This window comes from Gracilibacillus sp. JCM 18966 (assembly GCF_055392695.1).
The window spans coordinates 2,610,215-2,633,215 of record NZ_AP043883.1 but is presented as its reverse complement, the minus strand read 5'-3'; the positions used below and the strand labels follow the sequence as shown (position 1 = coordinate 2,633,215).

Annotated in this window: 17 protein-coding genes; all 17 read right to left on the bottom strand. The window is 36.1% G+C overall.

Translation table 11 applies throughout. The annotated features are described in order from the left end of the window. Window positions 1–6: 6 nt before the first annotated feature. The 17 genes from ACZ5N5_RS12615 to ACZ5N5_RS12535 all read right to left on the bottom strand — a co-directional run bounded on the left by ACZ5N5_RS12615 (window position 7) and on the right by ACZ5N5_RS12535 (window position 22,952). Window positions 7–648 (bottom strand): YesL family protein, encoded by a 642-nt coding sequence (locus tag ACZ5N5_RS12615; RefSeq protein ID WP_109984919.1) that lies wholly within the window; start codon window positions 646–648, stop codon window positions 7–9. Between the two features lie 23 nt (window positions 649–671). After that, complete coding sequence (locus ACZ5N5_RS12610; protein ID WP_054787446.1) at window positions 672–1,364, bottom strand: DUF1961 family protein; 693 nt, start codon at window positions 1,362–1,364, stop codon at window positions 672–674. A 71-nt stretch (window positions 1,365–1,435) separates the two neighbouring features. Beyond that, window positions 1,436–2,314 carry a carbohydrate ABC transporter permease gene (locus tag ACZ5N5_RS12605; RefSeq protein ID WP_109984921.1) on the bottom strand — a complete coding sequence of 293 codons (879 nt, stop codon included), beginning with the start codon at window positions 2,312–2,314 and terminating at the stop codon, window positions 1,436–1,438. Window positions 2,315–2,340: 26 nt separating this feature from the next. Beyond that, window positions 2,341–3,294, bottom strand: a complete 954-nt coding sequence (locus ACZ5N5_RS12600; protein ID WP_109984922.1) for an ABC transporter permease — start codon at window positions 3,292–3,294, stop codon at window positions 2,341–2,343. Window positions 3,295–3,544: 250 nt separating this feature from the next. Continuing rightward, complete coding sequence (locus ACZ5N5_RS12595) at window positions 3,545–5,074, bottom strand: extracellular solute-binding protein (RefSeq protein ID WP_109984923.1); 1,530 nt, start codon at window positions 5,072–5,074, stop codon at window positions 3,545–3,547. Window positions 5,075–5,298: 224 nt separating this feature from the next. Then, the gene (locus ACZ5N5_RS12590) at window positions 5,299–7,863 is read right to left on the bottom strand and encodes an exo-rhamnogalacturonan lyase family protein (RefSeq protein ID WP_464372590.1); all 2,565 of its coding nucleotides are present in this window, start codon (window positions 7,861–7,863) and stop codon (window positions 5,299–5,301) included. Between the two features lie 111 nt (window positions 7,864–7,974). Then, the gene (locus tag ACZ5N5_RS12585) at window positions 7,975–8,598 is read right to left on the bottom strand and encodes a rhamnogalacturonan acetylesterase (protein ID WP_054787445.1); all 624 of its coding nucleotides are present in this window, start codon (window positions 8,596–8,598) and stop codon (window positions 7,975–7,977) included. A gap of 12 nt (window positions 8,599–8,610) precedes the next feature. After that, window positions 8,611–11,124: a glycosylhydrolase-like jelly roll fold domain-containing protein gene (locus tag ACZ5N5_RS12580; RefSeq protein ID WP_464372589.1), complete on the bottom strand. Its 2,514-nt coding sequence runs from the start codon at window positions 11,122–11,124 to the stop codon at window positions 8,611–8,613. Window positions 11,125–11,137: 13 nt separating this feature from the next. Continuing rightward, on the bottom strand, window positions 11,138–13,456 hold the full coding sequence (locus ACZ5N5_RS12575; protein WP_464372588.1) for a helix-turn-helix domain-containing protein: 2,319 nt from the start codon (window positions 13,454–13,456) through the stop codon (window positions 11,138–11,140). Window positions 13,457–13,851: 395 nt separating this feature from the next. Then, window positions 13,852–14,730, bottom strand: coding sequence for a diacylglycerol/lipid kinase family protein (locus tag ACZ5N5_RS12570; protein WP_464372587.1), 879 nt, complete (start codon window positions 14,728–14,730; stop codon window positions 13,852–13,854). A gap of 20 nt (window positions 14,731–14,750) precedes the next feature. Further along, complete coding sequence (locus tag ACZ5N5_RS12565) at window positions 14,751–15,971, bottom strand: EAL domain-containing protein (RefSeq protein WP_181397578.1); 1,221 nt, start codon at window positions 15,969–15,971, stop codon at window positions 14,751–14,753. Window positions 15,972–16,152: 181 nt separating this feature from the next. Beyond that, window positions 16,153–17,523, bottom strand: a complete 1,371-nt coding sequence (gene glnA / locus ACZ5N5_RS12560) for a type I glutamate--ammonia ligase (RefSeq protein WP_464372586.1) — start codon at window positions 17,521–17,523, stop codon at window positions 16,153–16,155. Window positions 17,524–17,723: 200 nt separating this feature from the next. Beyond that, complete coding sequence (locus tag ACZ5N5_RS12555; RefSeq protein ID WP_054787435.1) at window positions 17,724–17,942, bottom strand: YdbC family protein; 219 nt, start codon at window positions 17,940–17,942, stop codon at window positions 17,724–17,726. Between the two features lie 71 nt (window positions 17,943–18,013). Continuing rightward, on the bottom strand, window positions 18,014–19,765 hold the full coding sequence (locus tag ACZ5N5_RS12550) for a methyl-accepting chemotaxis protein (RefSeq protein ID WP_464372585.1): 1,752 nt from the start codon (window positions 19,763–19,765) through the stop codon (window positions 18,014–18,016). Between the two features lie 102 nt (window positions 19,766–19,867). Then, entirely contained in the window at window positions 19,868–21,346 is a 1,479-nt protein-coding gene (locus ACZ5N5_RS12545) for a sodium:solute symporter family protein (RefSeq protein WP_464372584.1), read from the bottom strand. Then, window positions 21,343–21,531, bottom strand: a complete 189-nt coding sequence (locus ACZ5N5_RS12540) for a hypothetical protein (RefSeq protein ID WP_054860656.1) — start codon at window positions 21,529–21,531, stop codon at window positions 21,343–21,345. Before ACZ5N5_RS12540 ends, ACZ5N5_RS12545 begins: the two co-directional genes overlap by 4 nt. A 392-nt stretch (window positions 21,532–21,923) precedes the next feature. Next, a complete protein-coding gene (locus ACZ5N5_RS12535) occupies window positions 21,924–22,952 on the bottom strand; it encodes an LLM class flavin-dependent oxidoreductase (protein ID WP_464372583.1) in 1,029 nt (342 codons plus the stop codon). Between the last annotated feature and the right edge of the window lie 49 nt (window positions 22,953–23,001).

Below are 23,001 nucleotides of genomic sequence, written 5' to 3'. Positions count from 1 at the left end.
CTATTATTATGCATTACTTTCCTGCATTTGCTCTTGTCTTAATTCTAAGCGAATAAAAGTTCGATAAGCGATCCACATAATGACCAAGCTAGATAAGCTAGCTCCGAAGAAAAAAATAAATACAGGAAGTACAAAATATAGATAATATAATGTTAAACAAGCAGCAATTAAATAGATTGTTCTAACTGGTGAATAGAGCGCAATCAGAATAGCGTTTTTGAAATATAAATATAACTTATTCTCATAATGAACATACAACGGAAAAATATAAAGCAGCATTATCCCATAAACAATTGTCACAACAATAAATAATGTTTTCATCAACTGTTGTAACCATTCTCGATCAAGCTGTAAGAAATTCAAGTTAACATAAAGCATATAGCCGAATACAAGTAAAAGAATGCCAATTGCATTAGCTCGAAGAAACTCTTTTTTGTATGTTTTATAAAAGAGCTTAAATACCCGAATTCCATCCTCACCCATCGACCATTTCCTGAATACCGTAAACATGGCAACAGTACTTGGTCCAATACCGAACACGATGAAACCCACAAGTGTAAAACAAATCCAAAGAAAATTGACATAGAGTAACAGAAAAACAGTTTCTCCGAACATATAAAATTTACCAATTAAACCTTCATTCTGCATCCTATTTCACCACACTTTATTCACTAGTTTATCATCGCATGACTAACTGACAAATTCGCATAAGCTGCAACCATTGGTGCCATTTGTCTAAAGCCGATTCTTCCACCATGTAAAATCGGCCCAAAGCTCCTCCCATCATCTTTCCATTCCAAAATAACCATGTTATTAATAGAAAATTGAACATATTGCTCATATTTGACTAATTGCATGAGATATGGTGAAACGGCATCATCGACCGGTGGCAATGGATCTGCTGCTTGGGTAACTAAATGAAATCCATTACTTTTACGCAAATTACACGTTCTAAAAGCTCGTTCATCTGGATGCTTATGACGGAAATAGGACAGATGCAATGCATTAATAGCTCCTGAATGATATTGAGGATAGTACCCTGTACGTTCTGGTAATGACTTGTCGAACAAATCCTCTCCATTTCGTCCTCTCGCAGCAAAAAACAGCATACATAGTCCTGGTTCTTTGATTGGATAGAACTCCCATTTTATGACTACTTTATCAGGGATTTCTACTGGACACCATAATACCCAATGAGCATGATCACCATATTCCTCTGGATCTAATTTGTTTTCTAACAATAATTTATTTTGCCAGGTTTTCGTTAATACCTCACCTTCTCTTACCCAATCCTCAACAGATTTTTCTCCAGCTAATGTGTTAGTGTATATGGTTTCACCAGCTTTAAAAGAAATATTTTGCATATGGTCCGCCTCCTTGCCAACTATCTTTTGTAAAAAAGGGTGGGATATTTACACTTATGCATGAGCAAATTTTATCCTTTAACAGATCCTAACATGACTCCTTTTGCAAAGTGTTTTTGCAAAAATGGATAGAATAATAGAATAGGAACGGTGGCAATAACAATGACTGCTAATTTAACCGATTCTTCTGGTGGTTCGTATAATTGTGCCTCTTGTAGATCACCTACTCCTAAATTGGCTACCATAACTAATTGTTGCAGTAACAATTGAATTGGCCATTTTGTTGTATCCGTAATATAAAGAAGGGCTTGAAAAAAATCATTCCAATAAAATACAGCATAAAACAATGTAAAAGTAGCAATAACCGGCTTCGATAAAGGTAGCATCACTCGCCAAAATGTTTGAAATTCTGTACAACCATCGATCTTGGATGCATCCTCTAGTTCCTTTGGTAATTGTTGAAAAAAGGTTTTTACAATAATTAAATTAAATGGATTAATCGCTAATGGTAATATCAACGCCCAATAAGAATCTAATAATCCTAAGCCTTTCACAAGTAAATAAGTAGGAATCATTCCTCCACCAAATAACATGGAGAAGAGAATAAGATTTAAGATTAGATTTCTGCCAACCATTGTTGATCTAGAAAGTGGATATGCCATCGTTAATGTTAACACCATACTCACAGCAGTCCCCACTACTGTCACAAGGATAGAAACTCCTAAACTTCTAATAACAGCATTAGTCGAGAAAATATAATTATAGGCATTTGTGGTAAAATCATTTGGTATCAGAAAAAAAGATCTTGTTGCCAATTCCGTCTCTGAGGCAAAGGAGCCAGCTACGACATATAGAAATGGGATCACTGTGATGATCGCAACAAGTGCTAAAAAAATATGGTTAAAAATATCAAACACCCTACCTGGGCCTGTATTATGCATGCGGTGCATTTTTAATACTCCTCTCCTGGTTCTCGTTAAAATAAACCATTCTGTCCAAGTTTTTTCGCTAATCGATCAGCCCCAACAATTAGTACAATACCAACTACTGATTTAAACAGCCCAACTGCGGTACTATAACTAAATGCACCTTCGGTAATACCGACAAAGTAAACATATGTGTCAAACACATCCGCTACACTTCGATTTAGCGAATTCGACATTAAGTAGATTTGTTGGAAACCTGTATCTAAAAAGTTTCCTAATCTTAGGATTAATAGAATTACGATGGTACTCCGCAATGCTGGTAACGTAACATGCCAAAGTCTTCTAAAACGACCTGCACCATCCACAATTGCAGCCTCATATTGCTCCTGATCTACACTTGCTAATGCCGCAAGAAAAATGACAGTTCCCCAACCAGTTTCCTTCCATATAATTTGTCCAATAATCATTGGTCTAAACCAATCAGGACTTGATAAGAAATTGACTTCTTCACCGACGAATTTGGCTAATAACTCATTCACTACCCCACCACTTGTTGTTAAAAATACATAACTGATACTTGCAATAATTACCCATGACATAAAGTGAGGTACATAAACTAATGTTTGAAGCGTTCGTTTATAAAAACTTAGACGTATTTCATTCAACATCAATGCTAAAATAATTGGTGCTGGAAAGAAGAATATTAAATCATACAACGCCAAAATAAATGTATTTCTTAATAGACGTAAAAAATCAGGATTGGTAAAAAAATACTTAAAATGCTCTAGTCCTACCCACTCACTGCCAAGCACACCCAAAAATGGAGAGTAGTCCTGGAATGCAATCACAATTCCCCACATCGGTATATATTTAAAAATGATAAAATAAGCTAATCCAGGCAAAATCATAAAATAAAGCCATTTCTCTTTTAATATTTGATTCCATTTACTTTTTTTCTTTTTAGTATCTAAAGTATTTAACTTACTTTGTTGGACATTTTCCATCTAATCCCCCTCTTAACATTATTGTTGTAGACAAATTCGATCCACCTGCTTCAATGCAACTAAAATTAATCTCTAGTTGAAGGGACTAAATAAGGGAAATCCGAACAGTTCTCAATCAGGAAATTATTCGGATTCCCTATTTAGTTATGCCCTAGTCACTTTGTCATGTGTAGGAATTCTAGACATTGTCAGTAATTCAAAGTCATTACACTCACTCTTTTGCCTTAAGAGATCCTGCGCAATTTATCGATCACTTTTGAGCTTCTTGATGTAATTGATTGATTTCGTCAATATAATCGGTACCACCAGATTGTTTCCAAAGCTCAACAGCTTCCTCCAAACCAGATTCATCAATTTGGCCAACAATATATTTAATACGTGCATCTAAAATAATATTGTCAAGCTGTTGTCCTTTTTTAGAATATACTTCGGAAATATACGCCTCTGCAGGGTTACCGACCACAATATCTTCATTTTCTAGCTTCAATTGCGTTTCTAATTCACGTAATGGTGTGGACTCAGCTGTTAATGATTTAGGCTCTGGGAGGTACATCAACATTTGATTAAACCCATCAACTTCTGCTTTAAGTGCAGCATCCTCGTTGATGTTTGATTGGTATACTCCATCTACTATTTCATAATGGCGACCCTCAATACCATTTTCAGCAAGAATTTGTGCTTCTTCATCATTCATTTTGTCAAGAAAGTCGAGAACCTGCTTTAATTCTTCTTCTGATTTAACCGATGTTTTGGAAACTGAGAGCATGCCTGAGTAACCAGAAGTTGGTAAATTATGCAGTCCAGTTGGACCTTCTACCGCTTTAATGACTGTAATTGGATCTGTATTGTTAGGCTCTGCTTCAATAATTTTTTCTTGAATACGGTGGCCTTCATCCAATACATTTACTTGCACACCAGCTTCTCCTCCAATAACTGGCTCTGACCATTGAGCAGGGTCCATTACAGCAAAGTCTTCATTTACGAGACCTTCATCGTAAAGCTTCTTAAAGAAGTTTAATGCTTCTATATAATTGTCATCCATAAAGAATGGATATAGCTCACCATTCTCATCCTCGCCCCATTTGTTCGGTACACCGAACCATGTTTGCATCACATCCCAAGGACCTTCATATTTAGAGACGACCATACCATAAGTATCATCTTCTCCATTTCCATCAGGATCCTCTTCAGAGAAGGCTTTTAACATGTTATAAAATTCGTCAATCGTTTTAGGTTCTTCTAACCCTAGGTTTTGTAACCAGTCTTTTCGGATAATAACTCCATTTCGACCTAAATCACGTGAACGGTAAATCCCATAGATTTTTCCATTAATCGAACTATTATTTAAGACAATTTCATTAGTTTGACTTAGATTAGGATAATCCTTTAAATATGGACCTAACTCCCAAAACGCCCCATCCTCTACTGCACTAATAAAGCTCGGAGATTTATTCGGAACATACATGACATGCGGCAGGTCACCAGATGATAAAGTAATGTTAAACTTATCTTCTAAATTACTATTCGGTACCCATTCCATCGTAATTTCCTTATTTGTATAGTCTTCAATCTCTTTTAACACCGGACTATCATCTGTTGGGGGTTCGGTAGAGAAGGTTGGAACAAACACTCGCAAATGCATTCTATCCCCTGCATCATCCCCACCTGATTCGCCTTCCTTCTTTTGACCAGATGATTCACTATTACTACATCCAGTAATGATTATCATCATAAATACAAATAAAGCCATGCATAAATAACGGTAATTTTTTGTTTTCATCTTGACCCTCCTTCAATTTACTCACATAACTGACATGGATATGCACCTTTTTCACTCCACTTAAAATAGGTACCCCTCCTTTTATTTAGTTGTCCAGGTGCAAACTTCCTTGTCGTTAAACCAAATATAAAACGCTTACATTTTTCCTACAATATTCAATTTTTGTCCATTTTAATCTAATTGCTTTCATCTCATGGCTATCAATACTTTTCACCAGAAAATTATCATTTTATTTCTGATTTAATACTTTTTTGCAAGGAACTTTTTGGTGGATAATCCTTCAATAATTCAAGGCATACTATCACATTTATCGACCATTGCGAAATAGTATTCGTTGTCACCCAAGGAATTTCATTTAAGGTTTTCCAGCTCGTTACTTTATGCTCTACTATTGGTAATGGCGTGTGATTTTGTTTAGGATCTAACAATAATCTCCATGCTGTTTGTGCTAATTCATGATCCTTTTTTCTTCTCGCTGCATATGCGACCATTGCTGCGGAAAACATTGGCCAATTAAACATCTTATTATGAAGAATGCCACTAGTTCTGTCTTGTTTTTCTTGGTCAGAGAGTGCATAAAATTCCCCAAACTCTGCGAGCATCTCTTTCCATACTTCATCATCTAACAATTCTGCAAGCTCCATCCACACTTGGGGGGCACCAAAGGCAATGATCATATGGAAACCACCTTTGTTGCCATCACCTATATGAAAAAGATGGGATGTTTCTGGGTTATAACCGTATGTTGGGCCAGACAACAATCGAAATGGTGTACTCTTTATATCCTCTATGCCTGTAATGATTTTTTGGAAGTAGCTCTTATCCTCGCTGCGTTCCCATTCACATAACCAGTTAGAACAAAATGCTGCCCAGTCAGGACCTACCCGAGTATGTGTTGGATGTTCATCCTTCGGATAGAATTCACGCATCGGATCCAGCCTTACGGTAGCTTCATCGGCATCCTTGAAATCTTTTAAAATTTCACCTGTCCGTTCATCAGCTGTTAAGTAATAATAAGTTTTATATAAATTTGCCATACTAATCCGGGCTTCCTTACAACCACATCCCCAATGAACAACATTATGTCGAGAGCCTAATCCTTTGTATTCCCCTAAATGATAACAATCCACCTCACTTGTATGTCTAGTCATTGCCTCTGCCATTTCAAAAACAGCTGGATCACCTGAGCGGAGAAAGGCATACCATAACCAAATGTTAGGGGCTAGTTCCGTGTTTTGCCATGCAAAGCCACCTAAATCATAGCGCCATTGATGACGCACTGGATCATATGTATGCATCACATCGCCATAATTCCAAAAGCCATACCAGCTTCGTTGATCGATTTCCTTTCGATAAAAACGCAATGCTTTTTCAAGCTCCATCTCCAGAAAACTTGAGAATTCATTTGACTTATCTGGCAAGCTCCAAACTCCAGTCGCCTTCGTTTGATAATAATAGGCTGGATCACATACTAATAAATTTGTATTCTGCCAAGCCAAGGCTTTTTCAAATAATTGATGAGTAGATGGGGTAGATGAGTAAAGTGACAAAAACAGCTCATTCGTATTCGCAATTCCAATAGGCGATGCTCTCATTTCTTCAAAGCCTTCATAGGCACTCTCCACATGGGTTTCGTTACTATAATGACGAAGATCCATTGCCTCACTATCTGGCGACCATAACCAACAGATAATGGATGTTGTGTCCTTCGTTAGACCTTTTACTTCAAGGGAACTCGGGAACTTTTGCCAAAATTTTTTCTGACCGATCGCAATACCCCCACTATCGCCACCTGCATATAACAGGCCTTGCGAACGACCACCATGTAACACATCAATCCATGCATTTTCTTTTTCTCTACGTTTCATAACTTTATAGTGAACAGCACTATCTTGTATTAGCTTGAAATCATTCCATGTAGCATTTTTTTTCACCAATTTTTTTAAGTCAGGTGTATCGTCTAAATTCACTTGTTCATTCTCAATCTGTTTTTTAAATAATCCATCTGCATTACGGTATTTTCTAGTTAATAATAATTGTCCTGGTTCGCTATATACTCCTTCATCCCCCGCCATTTGCACATGCCTGTTCCATGCTTCCCCTGTGAAACTAGTTGTTATCTTTAATCCAATTCCTTTTATATAATAACGATCTGGATCACTATCATGAATGATCGTATGCACTATTTTGAGATCAGATAAATCACGATAGATAGATAGTCTGACAATAAAAGGTAGAAAACGCTCGCCAGCTTTTGTGTTATGAGCTCCTTTCACCTTTATAACAGTGCGAATCTCTCCTTTATTTTCTAGCTCGATTTGCTCAATATGTCCGATAGCCATCGTGTGTGAGATAACTAAATGATCTCCTTGTTCCTCTCGCTCTTCTACCAATGTTTCTAAAAAACCTTGATATGATTGACTATCCTTTTCTAACTCAAGCATCTTAGCACCTTTTGCATAAACGGTACATACCATGGTTCCATTACGGATAATCATTTTATCCTTTTTTTCCTCCACTACAAGACCTTTGCTTTCAAAAGGTACCTTATCCGTAGAAAGGGACAGGCTTTGTTCCTGACTTAAGTTCGCGGAGTGTGCCGTCCATTTCACACTTCCATCAGGCCAGTAGGCGAGAGGCCAGGTTTGGTGTAGTAGCATTTCTTCATGCTCATTGAGCAAGGTTATAGCTTGATCTCTATTTATTTTACCTTTTGGCCACGGGACCCCCCATGTAATATTTGTTGGTATATTCGGTTTTTTTGTTAACCATTTAAGGTCCAGTTTCATTTTTTATTCATCCTTCCCATTCAGTTATAAACTATTTTCTTAGACGTTTCATTTGATAAGAAACTCCCCATACTGAATAAGTACGGGGAGAGGCTTCATCAGTTGATATGGTTATGCTTCTATGATTAATTGTAAGGAGCTTGAGAGGATCTTTGCCATTTGTTTTGCACCTTTTTCAGTAAAATGCGTGTGATCGGTTCCATTTATGTCCACCATATAATACGTAGTTGCTTCTTGTATCCCCACTTTAGTCAGATGTTGAACGGAAAGCTTCATTAAATCGATCACATGACATTTTTCCTCTTCACCTACTTCCTTCATCGCATTACAATAATCCCCAAAATCTACTAAAAACTCTCCGTTTACGTAGTGTAGGCGAGAAACTGGTGTCAACAATATTGGTATTGCGTGATGTTTTCTTGCTGTATGAATATATTGCTGTAAAAATTTCTTATAATCCTTATACGCTTCTGTATAACGCTCTGGCTTTTCCTTTGTCGAATCATTATGGCCCATTTGTATTAGTAGATAGTCACCTTCTTTCAATTCATTTGCAATAACTTCTAATCTACCTTCCTGAATGAAGGTTTTAGAGCTCCTACCTCCGATTGCGTGATTGATAACGGTACAATCTTTCAAAAATTGTTGTAAAAACTGCCCCCATCCAGCCTGTGGGGCCTCTTTTCTGTCATAACTCTGACAGGTTGAATCACTCGCCAAAAATACCCTGTTCATCTTTTACACCCTTTACTCGTCATATATTTTCCCAAGCACTTTAACTGGCCCGATTAAGCCTGATGGCAAGTGCTGTTTATCCATTTTCACTGCACTATTATTGGTAATTCGTATGTTAAGTGAATTTTCCCCGTTTACTAGACTTTCCCCGGGAACATTAACCTTATAAGGAGGCCACATTTTCACTACAGGTTCACTATGATTAAGGGAAATCTCTGCTATTTCATAAACTTCCCCCAAATCAATAGTCACTTCATCTACCTTATCTCCCTGATAGTCGAAAACAAACGGATATGTCATCGTTCCTGAAAAGTATTGTAAACCATCCGTTTTACTCCAGTCAGAAAGTGTTTGCTTATCCCAGTATTCTAATTTATTGGATTCTGGTTGTAATCTTGGATTTATCTCGATCCATTTTGCTGGTCGTGCTTCCTTCTTCCTTTCTCTCTCTCCTTGACTAGAATCTACTATCCATATCACTGACTCTCGATACGGAAGCTCTAGCTGATATTCTCCATTAGTTGTTGCCAATTTCTGTCGTGAACCAGTCCACGGATTCCACTCTTCAACTGGGAAATCATTCGAAAATTTAATCGTTCCTTTATAAAGCTCCTCGCCTTCGTTTGTCATAAAGTAAAATAATTGGCCTGATTTATTCCCTTTCGTTATCCGAATATTCGGACATTCATTAGAAAGCTTTGCATATCGATAATGGGAGAAATAATGATGGATTGATGCTAGATCATCAGGTGAAACAGTGATAATATCAGGCATGCTCTCTGCTTTACTTTTAGTAGTCACCCAATATACCTTTCCACCATTTTGGGTGAATTTGGTTAAGGTTTGCTTCACTGCCTGATCCACTTCTAGCCATTTTTGTTCATCTATAACGACAGCTTGATAAGAATAATTACCAATGTTCAAACGATCACCCGAAATCATGATCTTTTCTTTAGTAAATAAAGATTCATGCAAATAATTAAACTCTATTTGGTGTTGAAAAAAATATTTAGCCATTTTCCATGGTAAATGGTTATTCGATGCTAATATCGCAATTTCCGCTTGATTGACACTATCTGTCATTAACCAGCTTACACGTTTGATATAAGTACTAAAAAAATGGTAATATGGCCACCATGCATTATTTGGTCCTACATCTGGTGGACGCTCATGACTTCTTTCTCTACCCTTTATAGAGTAATAGAAGGCATGTGGACAAAATAAGTTAACACCTCTAACCGCAAGCCAATCTGTATACCATTTCATATCAGCCGCAGATAAATTCCAGGAATTATCAACACCACATACTCCTAGATACTCATTTAAATTTCGACGACGATCAAAATGTCTAGCAAGATCTGCCCCACATTTTCCGGCAGTAGAATGTTCTCCTATCAATCCTTTTTCGTCTTCAGGTGCTACCCATCTCCACACAACATCCTGGCCTGGAATAGTAAAAGGCTCAAGAAGCTCTATATCATCGCTTTTGGCAGGATGACCAGTAAGATGAAGGTTATTTTGTTGACACCAATTGGCAATAGGTATGTAATACGTCTCCATTAATCGTTTATTTACGGCTTTTTCATATTTTTGACGAACATCATCTGTTTTTTCACCGACAGAAAAAAATAATCCAAGAAGATCCTCCACATGTACTCCCTCTTGATAAACATACCTTTCAAAATTGTTCGTCCAAGCAATACCTCCTGACTGAGCGTTTCTTCCAGTTATGTCGGGTTCGTCAGTAAACATAGCAAAAATTGTCCCTCCGAAATATTCTCCTACCACTTGCCGATATCGCTCATGAGTAATCTCCATAAAACTCTCTACAGCTTCGGGGTTTAATAGGTCAGCAGATCGAGGCGCATTAACTTCCCCATCATCTTGATTGGCATGTATTCCTCGAATCGTTCCGAATGTATAGCTTTCTATTAAGGCTATGCAGCGGTAATCTTCCTTATTGCGTTGGTTAGTTTGAAAGAATTGATCCATCACTTCATTTGGAATAGTAGCAATATTCTCTCGTAATTGAATGATCTGAGCATTAAGTGGAAAAATACAGCTAATTTTCTCTGGATTATAGTCTTGATCAGAATCTTTACACGCCAGGTACACTGCTACAATTCGATCCTCCGGTTTTAATGGTATTTCCACTGTGCTATCAAATATGTCTGTCTCCAACGCATATAATCCTCTACTTCCATATTGAGGATTCTTCTCGACTACTTTTCCATTGGCTGCTCCTGAAGGATACATGGCTTCATCATATAAGATAACATGCATGCCTCGTTTGTCTGCTTCCTCTACAGCAAATTTTACATAATCCATAAATTCATCGGATAAATAGGGGGTATTATTAGGAATTCCTTTACGGGGGTGTAGCACAAAACCTTCTACACCTTTAGACTGGAAATCGATTAATTGTGACCGCAATTTACTTTTATCAAGCTGGTCATTCCAAAACCAAAACGGCATGGCTGAAAATTCTGTATCAGGCTTCAAAAATTGTTGATAAGAAAAACCCATATTTAATTTCCTCCTAAGAACTACTTGCTCTTGTTTTTCGGTATTGACTAGGTGGCAAGCCTACATGTTTTTTAAATATTCGATTAAAGTAACTATGTCTATACCCTACACTTTCTGATATTTCATTAATTTTCATGTTCGTGTACAATAATAACTCTTTTGCTTTATCCATTCTGATCGTAGTAAGATAATCTATAAAATTGACGCCATAAATCTTTTTAAATGCTTTACTTAAGGCATAAGGCGTGATATCAACATATTCAGCACAACTCTCCAGTGAGATATCCTCCATATAATGTTCCTCAAGGTAAGAAACTACTTTTTCTACTATCACTTTCATTTCCATATTCATGTTATTCTCTAAAAAGGTTATATATGGTTCAATAACTTGTACAATTAACCATTTCACTACCCATTCCATTTCCCGAAGCTGTGATAGCTCCTCATACATATTTCGTCCTTTATATAAAACGACAGGATCTACCCCTGATAGTAAAATTTCGTGTTGAATCGTACTATAAAGCTGCATAATACCTGCATGAACACTTACCTCTTTTGTACTATTGTGTAAAAGTTCATCAAAAAATTGACGAATCAACTCTTCTGATTCATTAATTTTACCTCTTCTAATGCTTTGAATGATCTCTTTTTCTGTTTCAAATGGATAAAATAATTTTTGTCCCTTCACTTCTTTCTCCACTTCATTTAACATAAGAATCTGATTCTGGTTATTGAAGTCTCTAAACCTCCTCGCCCTCCCTATTTCCTCGAAAAGAAAAGGAATATCTTTGATTCTTGTTGTTTCAGAACTGATCGTTATTGTCACATAGCTTGATAGAATACGATTAATTGCTGTCATAATATCCTCTGCTAATTGATTCAATTGATCTGACCAATTCGACATGTCATCTGGAATGATCAAAAAAAGGCTTGCCGTCAAATCATATTGATTTAAAACCGTGTACTGATCGAGATATTTTGCTGTCATATCATCCGCAATATTTGCCATCGCAAAAGCAATCAAGCTATCATCCTCATATGTTCGTTGGAGATGTTCATTTCCTCTTGTTAGCTGGATATCTAATAAAACAAAGGAATGATGATGGACCTTCCAGCGATAATTTTCCATTCTTCTTCTTAAGGCATCCTCATCAAAATCATATAAATACCCTTTAGTAAGCTGAATAAGAAAATTTTGCCTTAACTGCGGTATTTGGTGATTTATACGCTTTTCCAATTGTTCACTTTCAAATGTTAAAGAATCTAATCTGTCTCGAATCTGCTTAAATTCATCCTTCCTTCCATTAGAGGTTAAGTTACTTGTTGCTGTAAAACTACTGGCTAAATTCTTCACAGGCTGATACAAACGGTTTGAGGCAAACCAGGTTAAGAAAAAGGCTAATCCGAGCACAATTAAACTTGCGACAAGTATGACCTTTGAAATCGTGATAATAGGTGTTGTAATTGCTGAAATAGGTGCAGCTGATATGTAAGTCCATTTCGATCCAATTCGATCAAAGGTGCCATACGAAACAGAATAGGTTTTATCCTTCCAATCCATTTGAAATGATCGATCCATCTTATTATTATTCGTAAATACATTAATTAATTCTTTTGTGAATTCCTTATCTGAGGATCCTTCTGTCGATAGAAGTAATTCATTCTCTTCATTGATTAACATTGTTACTCCGTTGCTGTATGGGGTTAGTGTCTCTAGTGTACGAACAAGACTTTTATCATCTATTGTAACAACGATGGCACCAAAAGGATTATTAATCACCCCTGGTATTTGGTGGGTTAATATTAAGTTATTTCGATATCCTGTATGTTGAAAAAAGTCTTCCGTATGATCCCAAGTTATATTTTTTGATGTTTTTAATAAGGAATGATAGCCCTCTTGTTCCTTTTCATCCTTTATGTATTCTATGTAAGGTGTGAATAAAACAGGGCCTTCCTTTGTTTCCACAAATAATTCCACCTCACCAATAAGTGGCTGGCTTCCTTCAAGGATCATTAACTTCTGCATAATTTCTCTTGTTTTTTGGAACTCATAAACAAAATCAGTGGTAATTAGTTGATAATTAAAACTTGGATCAAATGCCCAATAGGTTAAGGACTCTTCCAAGTAACTAAATTGTGTATCAATATTTTGAGCACGATCATCAATCTCCTCTACATGTACTTTACGCAACTCTTTTTCGGTAGAGCTTAATCCGAATGTATAAATAGCAATACCTGAAATAATTCCTGGAATAGAAGTAATAAATAAAATTAATAGAAAGCTTTTCCGAAAATAATTGCTCTGCCAACGATAGGAAAACCATTTTTTCATATTGGAGAAAATTTTTTTATCTCTCATATTCTTCACCTCACTTGAATAATTCTATCACAAATGTAAGCACTTACAAATAGTGTGAGGAAAAGGGTGGAATGAAGACTTGCTTTCACCTCCAAACTATATGGATAATATATTATGTTGGAATTTTTCCTGCAATAATAAATTTTTGTATACAATCACAACTAGTTATTATATAAGGATCTAATAAATTAGCACTTTTGAGTAAAATTATCACTTTTTTGCACTACTACATAAGAAAAACTCGCATTCGCTCGTCCTTTAGCGGATGCGTTAGCTTTTCTTATACTTTGGACTTCAAAATTTTTGCTTCATCGCATTCTTTCCTACAAAAATTTTATATTTTCCTAACGTATAAAAAGGGGTAATGGTTATACCATTACCCGTAAACGGCTTGGAAGAATTCTTATTTTTAATGGAGTTTCTTCCCCTTCATCGCCATCAACATTTATCACTTTCGTTGTATTAGTCTGGATGATTGCTTCCTTAGCTTTCCTATAAATGACATTTTTTTGTTCCTTTAACGAACCACTCATTAATTTTGCAATCATTGCTATGCTTTTTATACTTGTTAATTCTTTAAAAATGAATAGATGCAAATATCCATCGTTTATTTCCGCTTCCTTGATCATATTTTTCCAGCCAGCGAAGGTGTCTGTCACCGCCACTAATACAAACATCGCATCAGTGTCCAAGGTGTCTATATCTGTTTCTATTTGTACTCGAAATACGTCTTTTTCGGAAAACTTCTTTACACCTTCGATAAAATAGGCAAAAGATCCATATTTCGATTTTTGCTCAGCAGTTACAGAATAGGTTGCTTCTGCTATCACACCTAAGTTGATTAAGTTCATAAAATACTGATCATTAACTTTGCCAATATCGACATTTTGGAATTGACCTTTTTCTATTATTTCAATAGCTTCATCTGGGTTTAGAGGAAGTTCTAATGCTTTTGCAAAATTATTCACTGTACCAAATGGAATAATGAGTAATGTCGGATAATGATTAGTTGGAGCAATTCCGTTGATCACTTCATTTATTGTACCATCTCCTCCCATGATTACGATAAGATCCAAGTTACTCTCACAAGCTTCCTGCGCAAAATGAACCGCATCCCTTACTTTTTGTGTGATTCTACTAGTCACTCTATACCCCTTATTCTGTAATTTATCTAGCACTTTATTACGATAATTCTCACTTTCTTCGGAACCAGAACTCGGGTTTACAATGACCATAGCTGTTTTCAATTAGAGACCTCCTTTCATAATTACCATAATAAATCCTCATGCTCGTCTAAATACATTGGTGAAATATCCATAAATACGTATAAATTTTCGTCGATAGGATAAGAAAATGTACGAATTCTTTCTCCTGTTTCGATATCATTATAGATGTCTGAAAGTATCCCCGTTTGATCATGATTCATTCGAATGACATTTTCAATAAAGTATGGTCGCCAACTCCAGTTTTTTCCCTTCACTGTAAGATCCTGTCTCCAAGCATCCTTGGTATAAATATAGTTAGCGGTTTTTTGAAAGCCATCTGCATCTGTCACATAAATACGGAAAAACATCTCGTCCCAATTGGTAATAAAACGATCAATCTCTTCCTCTAGGTTCTTTTCTAAACTTAACATTTTAATATTTTGCTGTAATTTTTCATTTAATGTTTCGGTTAACTGATATTTTGCATTAATTTTTGATCTTTCAATATAGATAAATTGTTGGATATCCTTTCTAAACCTAGTTTTTAAAAGGTCTCTCCTTATAAAAGCTTCACTCGGGGTCGATAGAAATGGACCCTGGTAGTATCTTCCATTATTTCGCCATGCATAATGAAAATGATAGTTAGATTCTATTCCATCAAATAACAGTTCTGCTCCCACTCTTCTTGCTAAGATAGATAAGGAGTAAATGGTATGCTGATAGTTAACAGAAAGTGATTGGTCTAGTAAGGAAGCTAGGTTTATTTTGATAATATCTGGTTCAAGTGTGCTAATACGATCCATATTGCTTGAACCCCTTCCGGCATCATTAATCGCAATTTTGACGCCAAAGGTTTTTAAATATTTTAATGAGTTTGATAGGTTATCCATTTCCTCTACTGATTCTTGTTCAACAATTTCTAAAATAACCTTGGATAAATCCAATCCCTTTTCTTGATAAGAAATCAGCTCTTGAACAAAGTCCTTTTCTTCCTCTGTTTTTGTTAAATAGCTTTGATGGACAATGAGGAAAATACTTGCATCCACATTATGCTTCAGATATATATCTAATGCTCTTCGATGAATATGTCGATCCATATCTACTTTGAATTCATCAGGGACATTTTGGTCCTGAAAGAAGGCACGAATACTTTCTCTTTTTCTCTCTGTTTCTAAATAACCAAGTACTTGGTAGCCGACGACCTCATGACTATCAGCACTAAACACTGGTTGATAATATGGTTTAACTCGTTCCATATCAAGCATGATATCTAAAGGATCCATTTTAAACACCTCACTATACATTCACTATATAATTGAATTATATCGATTTTCTAACTTAATTGAAAAGAATACGAGTTTTATAGGAATTCAATCCGTTGTAGAACGCTTATCAAAAAAACAACCCGGACCTTTTTAAAGTTCGGGTTGTATATCAACTAAAAGTATATAATTAAGCGAATAATTAGAATTTACTTTGATAGCTTGCCAACTCCCAATCGGTCACAGCGGTACGATAACTGTTCCATTCTTCTTGTTTTAGTGAAAGGTATTCCTTTAATGCGTATTCTCCAAGCACTTGTTTTCCTATTTCACCATCAACTAATGCTTGAATGGATTCACCTAAGGTTGTTGGTAGATTCTGAATGCCTCGTAGGATTCTTTCATCGTCGTCCATACTAAAAATATCGTCGACTATTTCTGCAGGTGCGTTCATTTCTTTCTCTATTCCGTTAATACCAGATTGTGCAATAGCTGCGAAAGCATAGTATGGATTTGCTGATGGATCTGGGCATCTAATTTCGACACGTGTTCCAGCACCACGGGTTGCTGGGATACGAACTAATGCAGAACGATTGGAAGCAGACCATGCGATATAGCATGGTGCCTCATAACCCGGAACAAGCCTTTTATAAGAATTTACAAGTGGATTAGTAAATACCGCAAAGGAAGAAACATGTGTCAAAAGCCCTGCAATAAATTGATAAGCTTCTTCTGACAATTGTCTTGAGTCCTTTTCATCGAAAAAAGCATTTTTCCCAGCTTTTTGATCAAATAAGGAGATATTTACATGCATTCCATTTCCGTTTTCACCAAAGATAGGCTTTGGCATAAATGTAGCTCTAAGACCAAATTGCTGAGCAATTGTTTTTACTACCCATTTAAATGTCGTTGCATTATCAGCAGTGGTCAGTGCATCGGCATATTTAAAGTTAATCTCATGTTGACCAATGGCTACTTCGTGATGGGAAGCTTCAATTACAAAGCCCATTTTTTTCAATGTTTGATAAATTTCCAAGCGTACTTTTTCTCCTAAATCATATGGTGCCGGTTCAAAATAACCCCCTTGATCGGCCACTCTGTTGGTAGGGTCTCCTTTGGCATCTGTTTCAAATAAGAAAAATTCAAGCTCAGGACCTACCTGAATAGAAAAATTCTTCTCATTCGCCTTATCTACAGTATTTTTTAGAATCGTACGGGGATCTCCTTCAAAGGGAGTTCCATCTGGGTTCGTCACACTACATAAAAATCTTGCCTCTGCATATCCGTCTTCCTCTGTCCATGGTAATACAGCAAATGTATTTAAATCTGGTAATAAATACAGATCTGATTTGTTAATTGGAGTGAATCCTTTAATAGAGGAACCGTCAAACATTGTTTTTCCTTCAACCACGTCACCTAATTGCTCCGAAGTGACGGTTACTTGTTTTAAGGAACCTTCAATATCGACAAATTGTAGATGTAATAGTTCTACATGTCTTTTCTCGATTTGATCCTTGATCATCTCTAAGTTGGTCTTGTGAACCTTCGTTCTATCTGGTGCTAATGTCGCCATTTTTCATATCCCCTTTTTTATGTTAAATCATTTAACATCTTTTGTTATTTACCATCCTACTATTTACGAACATTTAACGTCATGTTTTCTGTAAGGAAATCTAACAAACTTTTTTAGAGGTTTTGGGAATATCGAATTGGAAAATTTGATGATAGTGAAAAAGCTTGATATGAGTGTCTAGCACCTCATATCAAGCTTTTTTAATTTGACTCGACCATAAAGTCTTTTAATGCTTTCCATTCTTCCATTGTTAACGTAATACCTTTACCCATTTTTTCATGATCTGGTGACCAATCTCTTATGTCATATTTAGGCTCGCGGTCATTCCAGCTGATCAAATTCACTTCCTTCGTCCAACCAGAAGGTGATTCAGCTAATACAGCAATGTTCTCCACGATTTCAAATTTAATCCCTGCCATCATCTCACCTCATTACATGCTATAATGATTCTATTTTACGTGATTATAGATGATGATTCAATCTGCACTCATCATTTGGAAATGGTATAACGGTTAATAATGTTACTAAGATCTTGGTTTAACCCTGTTAAGTTTTCTGCTGATTTTGCCACATTGGCAATCGCGTTTATCTGCTCGTCAACGGATGAAGTGATCTCCTCCACAGACGCAGCTGTTTCTTCAGATACACTGGATACACTTTCAATATTTTCATTCATTTTTTCTACTTCGTTCGTAATCTGATCCATCTCTGTCTTAACAGAACCGATTGCTGCCACAATTTCCTTAACAGCTTGCTGTAAGTCCACAAAGATACCCTCTGTTTCCTCCACATCGTTGTTTAACCCTTCTGAACTCTGGACGTTACTCCGAACAGCCTCAACGGTTTTATCAGTTTCTGCAACAATGGTTGAAACAACCTGTTGTACTTGGTGTGTCGCATCCTTAGACTGTTCTGCAAGCTTTCTGATTTCATCAGCGACTACAGAGAATCCTTTACCGTGTTCCCCCGCTCTTGCTGCTTCAATACTTGCATTTAGTGCCAGTAAGTTCGTTTCTTCCGCAATATGCTCTATCGTATCCATAACAGATGTAATCTTTGTAACTTTTTGATTCAATTGTTGGATATCTTCTGCAATTGCCCTAGATGCATGAACGGCTTCACTATTTGATTTCTGTAATTTTGAGACGATTTCTTGGCCATTACTTGATAGCTCTTCTGTCTCTGTAGTGATCGTATCCACCTTAGTGGTTTCGCCTTGCATTTTTTGCACGGCTTGTGATAATAGATCTACTCTATAACTAATATCCTCTAAATCATTTGCTTGTTCTTGAGTGCCTCGAGAGATTTCCTCCATCGCATTTCCAACTTCCTCACTGCTTGCAGAGGTTTGTTCCGAGATTGCTGATAAATCTGTTGCTGCATCAAGTAATTGATCACTTGATTGGTGAACATTTGTTACTAATGTAGTTAATTGATCAGACATTTTATTAAATGCTGCAGCAAGTAAGCCTATTTCGTCCTGAGACTCTTTTAAATTTGTCTTTTTAATATTACCTTCTGCAATGGATGTGGCAACATCTGCCACCATTGTAAGAGATACTAATTTTTTTCTTGTTAACAAATAAAAAATAATAGCACTAATAACGATAATTACGACAACACTACTAATAATAACCAAGAATAATTGATGTAACCCTTCATAAAACTCATCCTGATACACAGCAACACCTATAGTCCAATCCCATGGCTCAAAATATCTCATATAAGCTGTTTTGTCTTTATAGCTTCCATCCTCTTGGAGATCACTGTATTCAGCAATTCTATCATCAGGTTCTGATGCTTTACCTGCTTTTACAAGTGATGCGCGATTACTCCGATTTAAATCATCAGCAGGCTCGCTACCTATTTCGGTAGGATGTAATTGCAAGACAAGCTCTTCATCATAAGCTAGAACATATCCATTGTTTTTATAAACAAAATTTGTTTGAGAATAGTCATATTCTTGCTTATTATTTTCTGGTCCATTTAATAGGAGACGAGCCTCATCCTTCGCTTCTTCTAAGCTTAATCTTCCCTCTTCCACTTCTTGATTTAATAATTCTAGAATGGAATATGCCCCATCTGTTATCTTCCTTAATTCACTTTCTCCTGATTCTACTAATTGAGCTTTTGCTACATTATAACTAAATATTCCAATGACAATTCCTGTTAAGGCAACGATAACGGTAATTAATGAGATTAATTTAGTTGATACACTAGATTTCCACTTCAGTTTTTTCAAGCTGTTTCCTCCCCTTCTAAATAGTTATATCGACATTAATTGCGTATTATCAATACATGTTTTAAAACTATTTAAAAGGAAAAAATTAGCACTTCTTTGGGTTTATCTAGAGTTTTTCTTCAACTTAACCTGTAAATAATCGATAAATTCATTGGCTTTGTCTTCAGGGGCTTTGGTTATGAAACTTGTGCTAATAAAGAGAATAGTAGAAATAATAATCCCCCAAATACCTGACTTCAAGCCTAAAGGTAAAAGTTGAAAGGCTTCAAGAATAATCACAAAAATACTTCCTATGATAACACTTATAATCACACCATTTGCTGTTCCTTTTCTCCAAAAGAATGCGCCGATAATTCCTGGCACTACAACAATTAAACCAGCAGAAGATGCTACTGATAATACGGCAATTAAATCTAGTTGTAATTGTGCAAATAAATAGGCCAGAATTGCAATTATAGGTATTACAATTTTTCCTATTTGCAATTGTTTTTGGTCTGTTGTTTGTTTATGCTTCATAATATTACGATATACATCCCTAGAAAATAAGGAAGAGAGTGTCAATAAAATCGAATCAATGGTCGAGATAGCCGCAGCTAATATTCCTACCATGACAATAACGCCTAGGAGATCTGGAACCAATTCGGATGATAACAGCATTGGTGTTGCTAAATCGGCATTATCTAATTCTGGAAAAAGAACTGTCGCAGATAATCCCCATACAACTGATACAATCGTATAAATAAATCCAAAAATTAAAAAGCCTAGTAGCATATGTCGCATACTTTTCATCGATGATGGCATAAATAAACGCTGACTTACCTGTGGATTAGAAATACTAAAGAAAAACCAAGGAATAGTTAAACCTAAAAATGTCCAAAAGTTAAAAAATCCATTTCCTGGTACCGCTAAGGCTTCTGGTTTTGTCTTTTCAATGGAGTCAAAAAATCCATTCCAGCCCCCTAATCCATCTATAATCAATAAAACCACAATAGTAGACGCGATGATCATAATTAACGATTGTAATGAATCAGTCCAAGCAACTGAGCGAATTCCCGCAATATATGTGAAAACTAATGCTAAAATGGTTGCGATAATAACGCCTGTTGTATAGGAAATTGCACCACTTGTTACCCCTTCTAATAAATAGCCAATCCCTGTAAGTTGTACTGCACTATATGGAATTAAGAATAAGCAGCTGGATAAAGCTGTCACAATTGCTACCCATTTATTTTGGTAGCGATCACCTAGCATTTCTGATGGTGTCACATAGCCATATTTTTTTCCAACTAACCAAAAGCGTGGGCCAAAAATAGCCACCAAAGAAACACCCATGAAATAAATAATCTCAAATCCAAATGCTCCAACGCCACCATTGTAGGTTAATCCTGCAAGACCTACTAGCATGAAAGCACTATAGGTTGTTGCACTATAACTAAGTGCAGAAACAAAACCATTTAGCTTCCGGTCACCGAGAAAATAGCCAGCCATACTGTTTTGTTTTCCTACTCTAGATAGGAAAGCAATAAATATTCCAATTAAAATGTAGAGGGTAATGGTGATCCAAACCATTGTTGTGCTCACTCTTCATCACCCCACTCTTTTGTCAAGATATAATTGATGATAATAACTATTATTGCAAGAATAGTCCATAACAAAAAACTACCATACCATTTTTCTATATTAGAAAATAAGGTATATGGGAGAAAATATCCTAGAAATACGATAAATAGAATGATAAGTCCCCACATTTTTTCTTTTTTATTCATTTAGCTCCCCCTCATTTTTCTTCACATCATTTTCATTATACACATTATATTACATCTGTAAAGACACATGTTCAAACGCCTCTTATAGCTCTACTGCTTCAAATAAAAAAAGATCCGACTAATGAAATCGGATCTTACTCTAACCTAGATTAATTCTTTTTCTGATGTTGTCTCGAAATATTTCTTCTGATATAAATATTATAAGCAATTAAAGCAAATGCAATAATAAAAATAACTATCCCAGGAATATAAATTACCCCAGTCAAATCAAGAATCATTAAAATAACTAATATCGTTAAAAGTGGTATACGAATTTTATTATAATACATCAAAGACCCCCTTCTTTCAAACGCTTTCATTCATTATATCTTATCACACCAAATTCTTTTATACTAGAAGGAATTATTGATCGCAGGTGCTACTTCTGTTGCAAGTAAATGAATTGTTTTTTTCACTTTTTCAATAGGCAGTCCACCGAAATCGACTTGAGCCAAAAAACGATGATGACCAAACAGCTCTCTTTGATAATGGATCTTTCTAATAATTTGTGCAGGTGTTCCAACTAAAAGTGTAGATTGTTCACTTGTTATGTATGCCATATCTGTTCTCGCAACCCCCATCGCTCCTCCAATTCCGTGACTAGTGAGATGACTCCAATATTTCCCATAGTATTGGTAAAATTCCTTTTCAATTTCTGCCTCTGTTTCTCTAATAAAAGTATGAGCTGCAATCGAGATATATGGTGAATTTCCTTGAAATGATTGTTTATATGTTTCGATTAATGGTAGATATTTTTTAACTATCCCACCAATCATCACAACGGTTAAACCACAGCCATTCTGCCCTGCTCGTTGAGCACTCTCTATCGTTCCACCAACCCCAATTGAAATTGGTAGTTTCGCTTGCTTCGGTCTAGGCGAGATCTCTGCATCATGTAATGCTGGTCGAAATTGACCTTCCCATGTCACGCGTTTTTCTTCATTTAAAGTAAGAAATAGCTGTAAATGTTCCTCAAACAGTTCATCATATTTTGCTTCATCATATCCAAACAAAGGGAATGCCTCGACAAACGCTCCTCTTCCTGCAGTAAATTCCACACGACCATCCGACAACAGATCGAGTGTTGCAAAATCCTCAAAAAGTCGAACTGGATCAGCTGTATTTAGTAAGGATGTGAGTGCAGTGAGTTTAATTTGTTTTGTTCTTTGCGCAATGGATGATAGGACGACTTGAGGTGAGGAAACCGCATAGTCAAGACGATGGTGCTCACCAACTCCAAACAAATCAAGGCCAAGTTTATCTGCATAATCAGCCATCTGAATCATTTCGTTTATTTTTTGACTAAAGCTAGGAATATAACGGCTGAATGGATCCTCTAATATTTCTGCTAATGAATAGATACCAATTTCAAATTTTTTCATTTCACTCTTCCTTTATTTCAGTGTATATCCACTAATCTATTTTACCATA